Below are 13,972 nucleotides of genomic sequence, written 5' to 3'. Positions count from 1 at the left end.
ACGGTGCGGGACGGGGACGTGCAGGGCACCCGGCGCGGACCGCCGTCCCGGGCCGTCCGCGCCGGGGGCCCTGCGGCTCCCCACCGGCATCCTGCACTCGCCGGGCCCCGCCGCGCATTGCCGTGTTCCGGCAATGTTGACTAGCCTCCCCGTGCCGGACGCCGTCAACCAGGCGTCCACGGCGTCAAGGACACAGCAAGGGGGACACGTGGGCGGGCCCGCGCGGGACCATCTGGAGGGCTACGCCGAGATCCTGGCCGAGGTGTCGGCGACCGGGCGCCGGCTCACCCGGGACGAACTCCAGGCCCGCCGCGCCCTCGGGGAGCGCGCGGCGGACGAGGGGCTGAGCCTGCGCGCGCTCGTCCGGCAGCACCTGGAGGCCACCCGGGAGTGCTGGCCCGGCGGCGCCGGTTCGGCGGACCACGTGCTCGCCGCCGTCTCCCAGGCCGTCGACGCGTTCGCCGAGGGCTACGAGCGGGCCCAGCGGCTCGCCGTACGGCAGGAGGAGGCCGCGCGCCGGGAGTTCATCGACGACCTGCTGTACGGCCGCAGCGACCTGGGGCGGCTCGCCGAACGCGCCGAGCGGTTCGGGCTCGTGCTGTCCCGGGCGCACGCGGTCGCGGTCGCCCGGGGCCCGGAGACCTACGACGACACCGCCCCCGTCACCCGTCGGGTCGAGGCCGCGCTCAACGCCCGCTTCGGCGACCGGCGCACCCTGCTCACCACCAAGAACGGGCTGCTGATCTGCGTCGCGCCCGGCGAACAGGACGAGGTGCTGACGTACTTCGCGAAGCAGGCGCACGCGGCCACCGGCTTCAGCCGGGTGGCCATCGGGCGCCCACAGCCCGGCGCGGGCGGCGTGGTGCACTCGTACGAGGAGGCGCTGAGCACCCTCGACCTCGCCGAGCGCCTGGAGTTGGACGAGCCGGTGCTGCGCGCCGCGGACCTGCTGGTCTACCCGGTGCTCACCCGGGACCGGCAGGCGATGGCCGACCTGGTGCTGAGCGCGCTGGGGCCGCTGCGGGAGGCCCGGGGCGGCGCCGAGCCGCTGCTGCGCACGCTGGAGGTGTACTTCGAGTCGGGCTGCACCGCCGCCGAGGCCGCCCGCCGCCTCAGCCTGAGCGTGCGCGCCCTGACCTACCGGCTGGAACGCATCCGCGGCCTCACGGGCGCCGACCCGTCCGACCCGGTGCACCGCTACACGCTCCAGACGGCCGTGATCGGCGCCCGCCTGCTGGGCTGGCCCGCGAACGACCTCTGAGGCCGCCGCGGGGACGGGACGGCGCGGCGACCGCCGGGAGGCGCCGCGTGCCCTGGCCGGTGCGGTGCCGTGGCTACGAGCGCCCGCGGGGCTTGCCTCGGCGGGCGCCCTTCGGCGCGCCGGACGCGCGGCGGGCACCGGCACCCTTGGCTCCTGCCTTGCCCGTTCCTGCCTTGCCGGTGCCGGTCTTGCGTCCGGTCGGTTTTTCGCGGGTGCCCGCCTGGGATTGCGCCCGGCCGCGGGTGCTGTTGACCGTGCGGCCCCGGACGATGCCGATGAAGTCCTCCACGTGGTCGGTGGTCGCCGCCTCCGGCCACGACAGCGCGACCCGCGACTCGGGGGCATCCTTCAGCGGCCGGTGGGTGAGGTCCTTGCGGTGGTGCAGCCGGGCCAGTGACAGCGGCACGACGAGCACGCCGATACCGGCCGCGACCAGCTCGATCGCGTCCGCGGTGGTCGCGGGCCGCTCCAGCGCGGGCCGGCCGGGCAGCCCCCGCTCCCAGTCCAGGACGTCGTCGAGGGGGTGCAGCACGATGTCGTCGGCCAGGTCCTGCGGGCACACCTCGTCCACCGCCGTCACGAGGTGGTCCTTGGGCACCACGACGACCGTCTGCTCCGTGTAGAGCGGGATCGCGCTGAGGACCGCGCGGTCCACCGGCAGCCGGACCAGACCCGCGTCCGCGCCGCCGCCGGCCAGCAGGTCCCGCGCCTCGGCGGCGGGTGCCTGGAGCAGCGTCAGCGGGGTGTCACGGTGCCGCTCGTTCCACACGCGCAACCACTTGTCGGGCGTCACACCGGGGACGTACACGAGCCGGAACGAGGGGGTTTCTGCCGGGCCTGTCACCGGGCCAGGCTACCGGGCGCGGTCGGGAACCGGTCACGCGCTCGATACCCTGGTCGGCATGAAGTCGCACCAGAGCACCCAGACGATGAAGCCCGCGACCGCGGCGAAGAAACTGGGTGTGTACCTCGAGGCCACCCCCGCCGAGTTCCGTGAGGGTGTCGTCTCACGCGCCGAGCTGAACGCCCTGCAGGCCGATCCGCCCGAGTGGCTGCGGGAGCTGCGGCGCACCGGCCCGCATCCCCGGCCGGTGGTGGCGGCGAAGCTGGGCGTGTCGATCTCCGGGCTCGCGCGCGGCGGCGTCACCGAGCCGCTGACCACCGAGCAGATCGAGGCCCTGAAGGAGGAGCGTCCCAAGTGGCTGGAGCGGGAGCGCGCCACGCAGGCCGAGGTCCGCAAGGAGGCGGCGCGCCTGAAGGAGCAGCAGTCCGAGCGGGCCGAATAATCCGGTCGGCCGGACCCGCGTCACTCGCCGTGCCCCTCGCCGGTGCCGTGCCGGAGAGGGGCACGCGTGTGGTCACGTGCGCCGGGCGGGCACCTTCAGCCGGTCCGCTCCGCGCCAACGAGAAGGCCGGCACCGTCCGGCCCGCAGTGACCGCGGACGACCTCGTACTCGCCATCGCCGGCCTCTGGCAGATCGACCCGCGCAGCGACTGCCGGCCCCGCGCCGCCCGCCTGCTGGACCTCGTGATGGACGGCCCGCGGGCCGGGGCACGCGGGCCGGCGGCCGGGTGAGACACGGCCCCGCCTCCCGCGCCCCCGTCCGGCCCGCCCCCTTCGGAGACCCCGTGAGCCACGCCGCCGTCCGCGCCGCGCACCGGCCCTGCACGATCGTCGTGTGCCGGGGCTGCTGCTGCGGCAATCCCCGCAAGCACCCCGGCACCGACCACGCCTGGCAGCTGGACCGGCTCCGGGCCGGCGCGGCCGGTTCCGGCGGCCGGTTCGCGGTACGCACGACGGACTGCCTCGGCCCCTGCGACCGGGCCAACGTCGTCGTCGTGCAACCCTCCACCGCGGGGCGGCTGGCCGGGGGCCGTGCCGTCTGGGTCGGTTTCGCCATGGACGACGACTGCACGGACGACCTGCTGAACTGGGCCACGGCAGGCGGCCCGGGCATCACCGAGCCACCGGCCACACTGCGCCTGCAGTTCATTCCTGCGCCGCGGGAGGCGCGGGTGCGCGTGCGGCGGTGAGGCCTTCCGCCGGTGGTTTCGCCGTACGCCGGTGAGGGCTGCCGCCGACGGGTGAGGTACGGGACGTTCCCCGGATCAGACCGGTGCGACGGCCAGCACCCGGTTGAGCGCGCTGCCGGGACGGGCCGTCAGCTCGTTCCACGTGCCCTCCTCCGCGACGCGGCCGTGCTCCAGGACCGCGATGCGGTCGGCGCGGCGGACGGTGGCCGGGCGGTGGGCGATGACGATCGTCGTGCGCTCGCCCGTGTCGAGGGCGGCGGCGAGCCGGGCGTCACCCGCGTTGTCCAGGTGGGCGGTCGTCTCGTCCAGGACGAGGACCCGGGGGCGCGCCAGCAGGGCCCGGGCGAGGGCGATGCGGGCGCGCTGGCCGCCGGACAGCGTGCCGCCGCGCTCCCCGACGAGGGAGTCCAGCGGGGCGATCCGGTCGACGCCGCACAGCCGGGCCGTCTCGGCGAGCAGTGCGTCGTCGGCGTCCGGCGCGGACAGACGCAGGTTCTCCGCGAGGGTGCCGTGGAAGAGGGGCGTGTCCTGACCCACCAGGGCGACGGCGCGGCGCAGTTCGGCGTCGGCCAGGTCGCGCAGGTCGACGGGGGCGCCGTCCGCGGGCAGCAGCAGGACGGCGCCCGTGGCGGGGTCCCAGAACCGGGCCAGCAGGTGGGCACAGGTCGACTTGCCGGCACCCGAGGCGCCGACCAGGGCGAGGGTCTGCCCGGCGGGAACCGTCAGCTCCACCCCGTCCAGCACCGGCCGCCCGCCGTAGTCGAAGCTCACGCCGCGCAGTGCGACGCCCAGCGGCCCGGGGGGCAGCGGGCGGGGCGTGGCGGGCGGCGGGGCGAGGGCGGGCGCGTCGAGGGCCGCGCGGACCCGTGCCGCGGCGGCGCGCAGCGCCACGGCCTGGCTCAGCGCCCTCGCCGACTCGGCGACCGGGCCCAGTACCGACAGGGCGAGCGCCATCGCGGCGGGGGCCCACGCGCCGTGCAGCCGCCCGGCCGTCACGGACTGCGCGGCGGCGGCCACCACGCCGAGGACCGCGAGGACGATGAGCAGGTCCCGCGCCGCCGCGGCCGTCGCCTCCCGGCCGGCCTCCGCCCGCTGGGCGTCGCCGACCCGGCGGCCCTGTTCGGCGAGTCGCTGCCGCCGTTCGGCGAGCCGTCCGAACGTGAGCAGTTCGCGCAGCCCGTCGACGGTCTCCACGGTGTCGGCGGAGAGCTTCGTCGCGGCCTCCCGGGTGCGCGCGCCGCGCGCCGCCCGCCCGCGCGCGTCGGCGAAGGGCGCCACGGCGAGCAGCACGGCGACCGGCAGCACGGCCGCCAGCAGCCACGGCTCGACCACCGCCAGCAGCACCGCCCCACCCGTGAACACCACGCCGGAGGCGAGGAGTTGGGCAGTGGTGTGGGCGTAGAAGAACTCCAGCGCCTCCACGTCGGCCATCGCGGTGGCGGCGAGGTCCCCGCTGCGCCGGCCGGCGACCCGGGCGGGCGCGCTGCGCGCGAGCCCGTCGAAGACGCGTACGCGCAGCCCGGCCAGCACCCGGTAGGCCAGGTCGTGCGAGAGGTCCATCTCGTGCCAGGTGGTCAGGGCGCGCACGAGGGCGAGGACGACGAGCGCGGTGACCATGCCGCCCGAGAGGGCGCGGTCCTCGATGACGGCGGTGCCGACGGTGTGCGCGGCCAGCGTCAGCAGGGCGACCAGGCTGGCCTGTTCGACGAGCGCGGCGAGGCACGTGCGGGCCATCATGGCGCGGTGCCCGGCGAGGGCGGGCAGCAGGGCACGCAGGGATCCGCGGTCGGTCGGGGCGGCGGCCGTGGTGGGGCTGCTCATGCGGCGAGCTCTCCTTCATGGGTGCGGCCCGCCGTGACGAGCTCGGTGTAGACGCCTCCGGCCCGTACGAGGTCGTCGTGGGTGCCGACGGCGTCCACCCGGCCGCCGTCGAGCACCACGATGCGGTCGGCGTGCCGGACGGCGGCGAGCCGGTGCGCGACGACCAGGACGGTGCGCCCGCCGGCCGCGTTCAGCAGTTCGCGGACGATGTCCGCCTCACGGCGTTCGTCCACGGCGCTGGTGGCCTCGTCGAGGACGAGCACGGGCGCGTCGGCCAGCAGGGCGCGGGCGAGGGCGAGGCGCTGGCGCTGTCCGCCGGACAGGGTGGCGCCGCGTTCGCCGAGGACGGTCGCGTAGCCGTCGGGGAGCGCGTCGATCTCGTCGTGGATGCCGGCGGTCCGTGCGGCGCGGACCAGTTCGTCGTCGGTGGCGTCCGGCCGGGCCAGGCGCAGGTTGTCGGATATGGAGGCGTGGAACAGGTACGTCTCCTGGGAGACGACGGCGATGCCGCGGCGCAGGGAGTCGAGCGTGTAGTCGGCCACGTCCCGGCCGGCGACGGTGATCCGGCCGTGCCGCGGGGCGCGGTGGCGCAGCAGCAGGGCGAGCAGGGTGGACTTGCCCGCGCCCGAGGGGCCGACGAGTGCGGTGGTGCGCCCGGCCTCGGCGGTGAAGGTGACGCCGTGCACGGCCGGGGCGGCATCCGCGCCGTCTCCGTAGGTGAACTCCACGTCCTCAAAGCGCACTTCGGGCGGCTGCGGCCACCGTGCCCGCACGGTCCCGGTGTCGGGGACGGCCGGCTCGGCGGTGCGCAGGGCGGCGAGCCCGTCCGCCGCGGAGACCCCCAGGTACCCGGCGTGCCACTCACGGGACAGGTCGCGCACCGGACGGAAGCACTCGGAGGACAGCAGCAGCACCAGATAGGTGCCCGTCGCCGTGGTGGACCCGGTGACGGCCGACCAGCAGGCGAGCAGCGCCGCGGCCGCGGTGCCGCCCTGGATGGCCAGATCGGTGATGCCGGTGTCGACGAGGGAGACGCGGAGCTTGGCGACGGTGGCCCGGTGCAGTGCCGCCGAGCGTTCCTCCAGCCGCTGCCGGGTACGGCCTACGGCACCGGCGGCGCGCAGCGCGGGCATGCCCTGGAGGGCCTCCAGATAGTCGGCGCCGAGACCTTCGTAGGTGTCCCAGTGTTCCTTGCCGCGCTCGGCGAGCAGCCGGTCCCAGGCGCGCGGCCCGGCGAGGGCGAGCAGCAGCGCGGGCACGAGGCCGAGCAGCGCGGCCGGTTCGACGACGGCCAGCCCGGCGAGCAGCAGCGGCGGCACGGCGAGGGTGACGATGAGCTGGGGCAGGTAGCGGGAGACGTAGGCGTCGACGCCCTCCACCCCGTCGACCAGGGTGGTGCGGACGGCGCCCGCGCGGGCGGTCGTCAGATGGGCGGCGCCGAGCCGTCCGAGGTGGGCGACGAGTTCGTCGCGCAGCCGCACCCGGACCCGGGCCCCGGCGCGGGTGGCGGTGCGCCGCTGCCAGGACGCGAGTACGGCGCGGGCGAGGACGACGCCGAGGACCGCGCCGAGCAGCGGCGGCAGCCGGTCGGTCTCACCGCGGGCCAGTGCGGCCAGGGCGACGGCGAGCAGTACGGCCTGGGCGAGGTGGGTGAGGGTGACGGCGCCCTGCAACAGGGTGGCCGTGAGCAGGGGACGGCGGGCGTGCCGTGCGGCGCGGCGCAGCTCGGGGTGGACGATCAAGGGGTTCTCTCCTCGGGGTGAACGGTGCCCAGGACCAGGCCGTGCACGACCCAGTCCCGTCCCGGCGCGGCGCCCAGCGCGGCGCCGAGGTCCGCCTGCTGCCAGGAGCCGACGGGCCGGGCCGCCAGGCCCCGTCGTACGGCGGTCAGATGAGCGATGTGGACGGCGAACCCGGCGTGCAGGTGGGCGCGCAGGATGTGCCGGGTGTCGGCGTCGGCGGGGCACCCGCGGGCGAGCAGCACGGCGCCCGCGTCCGCGATCCAGGCCTGCCCGGCGGCCCAGGCGGCCAGCGTGGGCCGGGCGTCCCCGGCGGCGAACCGCCGCAGGCCGCCGTCCTCGGCCAGCTCGACCAGCCCCGGCCGGGGTCCGCCGACGGCGACGCACCACCCGACCTCACCGGCGGCCGCGGCGGTGGCGGCGGCCAGGACGTCGCGCAGGGTGTCGGCAGGCGGGGTGCCGGGCAGGGGCGGCGGGGCGCTGCGGCGTGCCGGGAGGTCGCCGGGGAGCGGTGCCCACTCGGGTGCCGGGGACACCTCCACCGGCCGCCGCCCTTGCGGCACGGGCACGTGCACGGCGGCCAGAGGCGCCCCCTCCCCGGGTCCGCACCCCTCTCCGAGCCCACTGCCCTCCCCCGGCCCGTTCCCGCTCGTGAACCCGCTCCCCTCCCCGAGTCCTCTCCCGCTCCCGTCCCGGTCTCCGCTCCCGTCCAGGCGAAGCCCCGCCTCCGCCGTCCCCACGGCCCACGCCCCCGCCCACACCGCCGCCGCGGCGTGGCCGGTGTCCAGCAGGAGCAGCGGCCAGGCGCGGTGCCCGTAGTGGGAGACGGTGCGTTGCGGGGTGACCCGCAGCTCCACGGTCGCCCCGGGCGGCGCGTCGGCGGGCCCGAGGTGGTGGACGCGGTGCGCCACGGGGTCGTAGCCGTAACGCCCGGGCGGCAGGGGGCAGCGCGGGCCGACGACGAGTTCGGCGTCCACGGGGTGCAGGGCGCCGGCCGATGCGGCCGGGCGGAGCCGTCCGGCGCGGTCGGAGGCCGCGAGGGACAGGCGCAGCAGCCGCTCCAGCGGGAGTTCCCCGGGGCGGCTGTCCGGGACGGGGCGCGGCGGGCCGGGCCAGGCGCGGACGGGGGCCCCGGCGGGCGTGTCGGGGCCGGGCACCTCGGGGGAACGGGCGCGGGCGAGGGCGGTGACGAGATCCACGGGCGGCCTCACATGTGCGGCGGAGGGGCCAGCGTGAAGTCCTCCGGCGCGGTCGGCGCGGTCGTCCGCCAGCCCCGGCCGGCGGCGGCTTCGGCGAACCGCGGGCTGCCGAAGTAGCCGAACGCGGCGGGGGCGTTGGGTATCAGCCCGGACACCAGGACGCGGGCGACCCGCAGTGGTGTCTCGGCGACGTCCTCGGTGGTCAGGTCGAACGTCATGACGCGGTGGCCGGCGTCGTGCAGCGCCCGCTCCAGCCGGTCGCGGCTGCCGGGCTCGACCGCGTCGATTGGTACGACTCCCCCGGCGGGTTCGGTGAACCGGCGGGCCTCGGGCGCCATCCGCTCGTCCAGCCACACCTGGACGTGCGCGCCGAGGTCCCGCACGTGCTCGAAGTGCGGGCCGCACGCGTCGAGGTAGCGGCCGTCGGCGCGGTGGTCCAGGTAGAGGCCGCGGGCGAGCAGTCCGGCCTCGACGGCCTGGAACACCCACCCGTCGGGGCCGGTGAGCCCCTGGGTGAAGACCCAGGTGTGGACGGCTTCGAGGACGGCCTTGCGGGCGGCCTCGGCCGGGTCGTACTTGCAGGCGAACCCGGCGGCGTACAGCCCGAGGCGGGGGTCGTGGACGAGCGCCGCCATGCAGGGCGCGAACTCCGACGGCATCTCCACGAGCCGCACGTCGAGCGCGGATCCGGCGAGGTCGTCGGTGAGGCCGGGGACGCTGGCCGGGTCGATGCCGCGGGCCGGGCCGTCGAGGTGCCACCACAGTTCGAGGGCGTCCCGTTCGACGATCTCCAGCAGGCCGCGTTCGACCGCGTCGTCCAGGCCCTGTCCGGTGGCTATGCCCGCGTAGTTGAGGTGGTGGGTGCGGGGCAGTGAACGCAGTTCGCCCTGGCGCCAGTTGAGGTGGGTGAGCGCGACGGGCGCCCAGACCTCGGCGCGTTCCCCGCCGGGCAGCCGTTCGGTGCCGCGGGTCCACAGGGCGGGCGTGTCCGGGGTGAGCGGGCGGTACGGGAACGCCTCCCGGCCGTACTGCCAGTCGGCGTAGGCGGGCAGTTCGTCCGGCCCGTACAGCCGCAGGCCCCGGCCGGTGAGTTCGGCGGCGGTGGCGCGCAGCGGCGCGTCGGGGTGGCCGGGCGGCGGGACGCGGTTGCCGCAGTAGCGTTCGACGCCTTCCGCGAGCGCGGCGATCCGGGCGCCCTCGGGGTCGCCGAACGTGGTGCCGAGCGACACGCGGTCGGCGGGCCACAGGCCCAGCCGGCGCGCGTCGGAGATCTCGGCGGTGAGCGCGGTGTAGCGGGGCGGCGCGCCCGCGGGGTGCTCGACGGGCTTGATCTTGCGGACGACTCCGCAGAGCGGGTCGACCAGGGCTTCCAGCGGCAGCGCCGTCATCGCAGGATCTCCTGTACGGGGTCGGTGGGGGTGGGACGGGACCGGAGCACGCGCAGCCGCAGCGCCACCCGCCCGGTGTCGACCTCGCGGTGGGAGGCGAGCAGCCGGGTGGCCGTGACCGGGTCGTCGCCGGTGTGCGGGTTGCGGGCGTGGGCCGGGAAGTGGTGCCCGGTGATCTCCAGGCGCAGCCGGGTTCCGGCCGTCAGCCGCCGGGCGGGTGTGCCGAGCGGCACCGTGAACTCGGCGGCCCGTCCCGGCCGGTCGGCGCGCCGTGCGGCGCCGACGGCGAGCCGCTCGGCCATGCCGCCGGGGCCGACGGCGACGAGCCGCGCGAACCAGTCGGCGCCGGCGGTGTCGGCGGTGGCGCGCAGCCGCACCTCGGCGGGCCCGAGGAGGTCCAGCGGGCGCGGCAGCGGCGGCGTGACCAGGAGGCAGCGGTCGGGTGTGCCGTGGGCGGGGACGGTGAGGTCGTCGGACGGTACGGGCCGGTCCGGGTCGGCGGTGAAGGAGGCGCCGCGCAGCACCCTGAGGACCGGGGCGTACGGCTCGCCCTCCGTGCCGGCGGGCACCCACAGCGTGCTGCCGCCGAGCGCGAGGGCGCCGTGGTGCCCGTCCGTGAGCCGGCCGGCGAGGGCGAGGCGGGCCCAGCCGGCGTAGAGCTCGCCGAGGCGGACCCGGTGTTCGGGCCGGGCGTCGGAGCCGGGTTCGGCGACGAGTCCGTGTCCCCAGGGGCCCATGAGCAGGCGGGCGGAGGGGCCGCCCCAGCGGCGCCACAGGTGGAGGGTGTCCTCGGCGAAGTGGTCGTGGTGGCCGCCCACCGCGAGCAGCGGCATCCGGGCACCGGCCGCGAGTGCGGCGAGCCGGCCGCGGTCGCGGTGCCGCCACAGTCCCGGCCAGGACGGCAGGTCGCGGCCGAGCCGTGCCGGGAGGCCGGTGAGCGGCAGGTGCGTGAGCAGGTCGGGGTCGGACGCGAGGGCCTTGCCCAGGGCGTGTTCGTCGGAGTCGTGCCGGTCGCCGTGTGCGGCCCACCATCCGGCGCGGGTGGCGAGCCGTTCCACGCCGGAGGGTTCGCGGGCGGTGTCGGCGGCGCCCGGTGCGGGCACGGCGGCGATGACGGCGTCGGGCCGGGCGTCCCCGGGCGCGTCGAGTGCGAGGGTCAGGGCGCAGTATCCGGCGTAGGAGGCGCCCGCGGTGATGATCCGCCCGTCGCTCCAGGGCTGCCGGCGGATCCAGCGGGCGGTGGCGGTCCCGTCGGTGGTCTCGGCGGCGTAGGGCTGCCACTGCCCCGGCGAGGCGTGCCGGCCGCGTACGTCCTGGGCGAGTGCGGCGAAACCGCGCCGGGCCCAGCCGCCCAGCTCGGCGCGGTGGCGCCGCCGGTCGTAGGGGGTGCGGACGAGGACGGCGGGGAAGGGGCCGTCGCCGTCGGGGAGGTGCAGGTCGGTGGCGAGCCCGTCGACGTCCACGGTTCGGGGTGTGGTCATCCGGCCCTCTTCGGCATCGGGGCCACGGCGGGGACGGGCAGCACGGGGTGTTCGGTGACGGTCAGCGTGCGCAGGTCGACGCGCCGAAGGCGGCGCCTGGCGGGCAGTTGACCGGTGCCGGGCGTGCCGGTGGCCCAGCGGGTGAGGTCGTCGGCGAGGAGCGCGGCGATCAGTCCGGCAGCGGGCGGGGTGAGCCGGAAGGGCGCGCCGGAGGTGCGGGGTCCGCTCCAGTAGGCGTCCAGTTCGCGGTGTGCGGGGGTGGCGGCGAGGCGGCGGGCGCGGACATGGGCCGAGGTGACGTCCCCGGGGGCGGCGGCGAGGGGTTCGACGTAGGCCTGCCAGCCCTCGCGGTGGCAGCGCAGCCAGGCCGTGCCGCGTTCGGGCAGCCGGTCGGCGGCGTCCCACAGTCCGTCCGGGACGGGCCCGTTGAGGCACCACACGAGCGCGGCGGGCGTGCCGTCGAGGGCGTGGCCGGGTGACACGGACCGTGGCTCGGCACCTGCCGTGCGCAGGTGGGCGGCGAGCGGTTCGGTCAGTTCGGGGTCGCCCACCAGCCGGACGTCGCGGCGCTCGGCGGGCCAGTCGTCCGTCTGCGGCTCCTCCGTGAGGTACCCGGAGTCCGCGAAGGCCCGGACCAGCCGGTCGACTTCGGCGTCGGCGGCGCCGGTCGCGGTTCCGGAGAGCCGGGCGAGGAGCGCGGCCTGGTCGGTGTCGCCGGTGCGCACGCCGAGGAACTCCCCGTCCGCGGTGCGGACGGCAAGGCCCCGTCCGGGTACGGCGACGACCTCTACGCCGGGTGCGAGCTGACTGGGCGACACGTCGTTTCTCCTGTCGGGAAGGGCCTGGAAGGAGGGCGTGGGCCCGCCCGGAAGGCATCGGGCGGGCCCACAGTCGGTGAGGGTGGTGTCCCTCAGGTCACTCCTCGGTGTCGTCGAAGGGGTTCTCGACGAGGGCGTTGGAGTGGGAGGCCGAGTCGTGGGCCAGCTGGCCGGGGTCCGCGATCGGCGTGAAGATCTGCTCGTTGTCCATGAACTCTCCTTGGAATTAAGGGAGATGCGGCGTTCGGTCGAGCACCGCGCAGCTCACAGTAATGAATATGATTATCATTTACTAGTGGGGAGAGGGTGATCCGGGTAACACACCGGCCAGCCGCCCTCGGGGTCCGCGCCCACCCGGCCCGCCACCTGCAGGACGTCCGCCAGCAGCGCGGGCGTGACGACCTCCTTGGGCGCCCCGTCGGCCACCACGCGCCCGTCCCGCAGCGCGACGATCCGCTCGGCGAACCGGGCCGCGTGCCCCAGGTCGTGCAGCACCATCACGACGGTGAGAGCGCGCTCCTCACGCAGCCGCACCACGGTGCGCAGCACGTCGAGCTGGTGGTGCAGGTCCAGGTAGGTGGTCGGCTCGTCGAGCAGCAGGACGCGGGTGTCCTGGGCGAGCGCCATGGCGAGTCTGACCCGCTGCCGCTCACCGCCGGACAGCGCGTCCACGGGCCGCTCGGCCCACTGCTCCACACCCACGTCGCGCAGCGCCCGCCGTACGACCGGGTCGTCGCCCTCGCGCAGCATTCCGAGCGGGCCGCGTGCCGCGTACCGCCCCTGCCGCACCAGTTGACGCACCGTCATGCCGGGCACGGCCGGCGCCGACTGGTGCAGCAGCGCGACACGCCGGGCCGTGGCCCGCCGGGAGAGCCGGGCGAGGTCGTCGCCGCCGAGCAGGACGCGCCCCTCGTCGGGGCGCAGCAGTCCGGCGGCGAGCCTGAGGAGCGTCGACTTGCCGCAGCCGTTGAGACCGATGAGGGCGGTCAACTCGCCCGGTTCGACGGTCATGTCGACGCCGCGCAGCACGGGTCTGCCGGGGTAGCCGAAGCGGGCTCCCTCGACACGGATTCCCACGGATTCGGTCATGGTCTGTCCTCCGTCGACGTCAGAAGGTCCGGCCGGGCGCGCGGCGCACGACGATCAGCAGCAGCGCGGCACCGATGCAGGTGGTGAGCGCCCCGACGGGCACCGTGAACCGTCCGGTGTCCAGCGCCACCACCAGCAGCCGTGACACGAGCTGCGCCGCCGCGTCCGCCCCGCACACCACGGCCGCCCCGGTGAGGGCGGCGCCGGGCAGCGCCACGCGCAGGTCGGCGCCGAAGACGCTCACGGCGACGTGCGGCACGAGGAGCCCGACGAAGCCGAGCGCGCCGACCGCGGCCACCGCTCCGGCCGTCAGCGCCACCGCGCACAGCAGGGCGGCGGTCCGGGCGCGAGCCGCGGACAGCCCGGCCGCACGGGCGAGTTCGTCCCCGCAGCGCAGCAGGGTCAGCGGGCCGGACAGCAGCCAGGCCACGGCGCCCCAGAGCAACGCCCAGGGCCACAGCAGGTGCCAGTGCTGCCACACCCGGCCCTCCGTGGTGCCGACGAGCCACTGGACGACGCTGCCCAGTTCGCCCGGCGCGACCAGCAGCACCATGGCGGTGAGTCCGCCGAGCACCGCCGACACGAGCACCCCGTGCACGGCGGTCTGTGCCGGGTCGCCCGTGCCGCGCCCGGCGAGCAGCCACAGCAGCGCGGCCCCGGTGCAGCCGCCCACGCACGCGGCGACGACCACGGCGAGGGGCGACTCCCAGCCCGCGAGTCCGAGGCCGGTCGCGGTGACGGCCCCGAGCACCGCGCCCGGCGTCACGCCCGTGACCTCCGGTCCGGCGAGCGGATTGCGCAGCGCGGACTGCAGAACGAGCCCGGCGATCCCCAGGCAGGCTCCGGCTCCGAGGGCCACCAGCAGCCTGGGCAGCCGGAGCTGGAAGAAGATGTGCCGCTCGGTCGGGTCACCGCCTCCGCCGAGTACGTCCCAGGCCACGGCCGGGGACATGCCCCGCCCGGCGAGCAACTCGACGCAGGCACACACGAGGACGAGAGCCGCGAGCGCGGTGAAACGCCGGATCACCGCAGCGCCCCCTTCCGGACCGCCGCACAGGGCCTCGATGCGCGCTTCGGCGGACGCGCCCGCAACGCCGGGGACATCCCCCGCCCGACAATCGATTCGCCGTAGACGCACACGA

The 13,972-nt window shown here is 76.6% G+C and carries 12 protein-coding genes and 2 pseudogenes; 4 read left to right on the top strand and 10 right to left on the bottom strand.

What is annotated here, in order from left to right; all coding sequences use genetic code 11:
* Positions 1-208 precede the first annotated feature (208 nt).
* A complete protein-coding gene (locus AB0M97_RS25765) occupies positions 209-1,261 on the top strand; it encodes a helix-turn-helix domain-containing protein (RefSeq protein ID WP_365963348.1) in 1,053 nt (350 codons plus the stop codon).
* A 73-nt stretch (positions 1,262-1,334) separates the two neighbouring features.
* Here AB0M97_RS25765 and AB0M97_RS25760 read toward each other — a convergent pair whose 3' ends face one another.
* The gene (locus AB0M97_RS25760) at positions 1,335-2,105 is read right to left on the bottom strand and encodes a LysR substrate-binding domain-containing protein (RefSeq protein WP_365963347.1); all 771 of its coding nucleotides are present in this window, start codon (positions 2,103-2,105) and stop codon (positions 1,335-1,337) included.
* Positions 2,106-2,163: 58 nt separating this feature from the next.
* Between AB0M97_RS25760 and AB0M97_RS25755 the strand changes: the two genes are divergently transcribed.
* From AB0M97_RS25755 to AB0M97_RS25745, 3 genes and pseudogenes are all read left to right on the top strand, one after another.
* Complete coding sequence (locus AB0M97_RS25755; RefSeq protein ID WP_365963346.1) at positions 2,164-2,547, top strand: DUF5997 family protein; 384 nt, start codon at positions 2,164-2,166, stop codon at positions 2,545-2,547.
* 107 nt (positions 2,548-2,654) lie between these two features.
* A pseudogene (locus tag AB0M97_RS25750) lies at positions 2,655-2,837 on the top strand (TetR/AcrR family transcriptional regulator); the annotation flags it as partial.
* A 53-nt stretch (positions 2,838-2,890) separates the two neighbouring features.
* Complete coding sequence (locus tag AB0M97_RS25745; RefSeq protein WP_365963345.1) at positions 2,891-3,295, top strand: (2Fe-2S) ferredoxin domain-containing protein; 405 nt, start codon at positions 2,891-2,893, stop codon at positions 3,293-3,295.
* A 75-nt stretch (positions 3,296-3,370) separates the two neighbouring features.
* On the opposite strand, the gene AB0M97_RS25740 is transcribed toward AB0M97_RS25745, so the two are convergent.
* The 9 genes and pseudogenes from AB0M97_RS25740 to AB0M97_RS25700 all read right to left on the bottom strand — a co-directional run bounded on the left by AB0M97_RS25740 (position 3,371) and on the right by AB0M97_RS25700 (position 13,857).
* Positions 3,371-5,116: an ABC transporter ATP-binding protein gene (locus AB0M97_RS25740; protein WP_365963344.1), complete on the bottom strand. Its 1,746-nt coding sequence runs from the start codon at positions 5,114-5,116 to the stop codon at positions 3,371-3,373.
* Entirely contained in the window at positions 5,113-6,858 is a 1,746-nt protein-coding gene (locus AB0M97_RS25735) for an ATP-binding cassette domain-containing protein (protein ID WP_365963343.1), read from the bottom strand. Before AB0M97_RS25735 ends, AB0M97_RS25740 begins: the two co-directional genes overlap by 4 nt.
* Positions 6,855-8,054, bottom strand: coding sequence for a SagB/ThcOx family dehydrogenase (locus AB0M97_RS25730; protein WP_365963342.1), 1,200 nt, complete (start codon positions 8,052-8,054; stop codon positions 6,855-6,857). The genes AB0M97_RS25735 and AB0M97_RS25730 overlap by 4 nt, the downstream gene beginning before the upstream one ends.
* Positions 8,055-8,062: 8 nt before the next feature.
* Entirely contained in the window at positions 8,063-9,442 is a 1,380-nt protein-coding gene (locus tag AB0M97_RS25725) for a YcaO-like family protein (protein ID WP_365963341.1), read from the bottom strand.
* Positions 9,439-10,923 carry a CocE/NonD family hydrolase gene (locus AB0M97_RS25720; protein WP_365963340.1) on the bottom strand — a complete coding sequence of 495 codons (1,485 nt, stop codon included), beginning with the start codon at positions 10,921-10,923 and terminating at the stop codon, positions 9,439-9,441. The genes AB0M97_RS25725 and AB0M97_RS25720 overlap by 4 nt, the downstream gene beginning before the upstream one ends.
* Positions 10,920-11,741, bottom strand: coding sequence for a hypothetical protein (locus AB0M97_RS25715; RefSeq protein ID WP_365963339.1), 822 nt, complete (start codon positions 11,739-11,741; stop codon positions 10,920-10,922). The genes AB0M97_RS25720 and AB0M97_RS25715 overlap by 4 nt, the downstream gene beginning before the upstream one ends.
* Before the next feature lie 97 nt (positions 11,742-11,838).
* A complete protein-coding gene (gene amiA / locus AB0M97_RS25710; protein ID WP_279547552.1) occupies positions 11,839-11,952 on the bottom strand; it encodes a streptamidine family RiPP in 114 nt (37 codons plus the stop codon).
* 61 nt (positions 11,953-12,013) lie between these two features.
* A pseudogene (locus AB0M97_RS25705) lies at positions 12,014-12,830 on the bottom strand (ABC transporter ATP-binding protein); the annotation flags it as partial.
* 19 nt (positions 12,831-12,849) lie between these two features.
* A complete protein-coding gene (locus AB0M97_RS25700) occupies positions 12,850-13,857 on the bottom strand; it encodes an iron ABC transporter permease (protein ID WP_365963338.1) in 1,008 nt (335 codons plus the stop codon).
* Positions 13,858-13,972 lie beyond the last annotated feature (115 nt).

This window comes from Streptomyces sp. NPDC051207 (genome assembly GCF_040682395.1).
In the GTDB taxonomy this organism is placed as follows: Bacteria; Actinomycetota; Actinomycetes; order Streptomycetales; family Streptomycetaceae; genus Streptomyces.
Note: the sequence above shows the minus strand (reverse complement) of the source record. Positions and strands in the feature narration are given on the sequence as shown.

Coding starts and splice junctions, on each gene's coding strand:
- AB0M97_RS25755 (WP_365963346.1), top strand. CDS start 2,164: ATGAAGTCGCACCAGAGCACCCAGACGATGAAGCCCGCGACCGCGGCG.
- AB0M97_RS25725 (WP_365963341.1), bottom strand. CDS start 9,442: ATGACGGCGCTGCCGCTGGAAGCCCTGGTCGACCCGCTCTGCGGAGTC.
- AB0M97_RS25740 (WP_365963344.1), bottom strand. CDS start 5,116: ATGAGCAGCCCCACCACGGCCGCCGCCCCGACCGACCGCGGATCCCTG.
- AB0M97_RS25720 (WP_365963340.1), bottom strand. CDS start 10,923: ATGACCACACCCCGAACCGTGGACGTCGACGGGCTCGCCACCGACCTG.
- amiA (WP_279547552.1), bottom strand. CDS start 11,952: ATGGACAACGAGCAGATCTTCACGCCGATCGCGGACCCCGGCCAGCTG.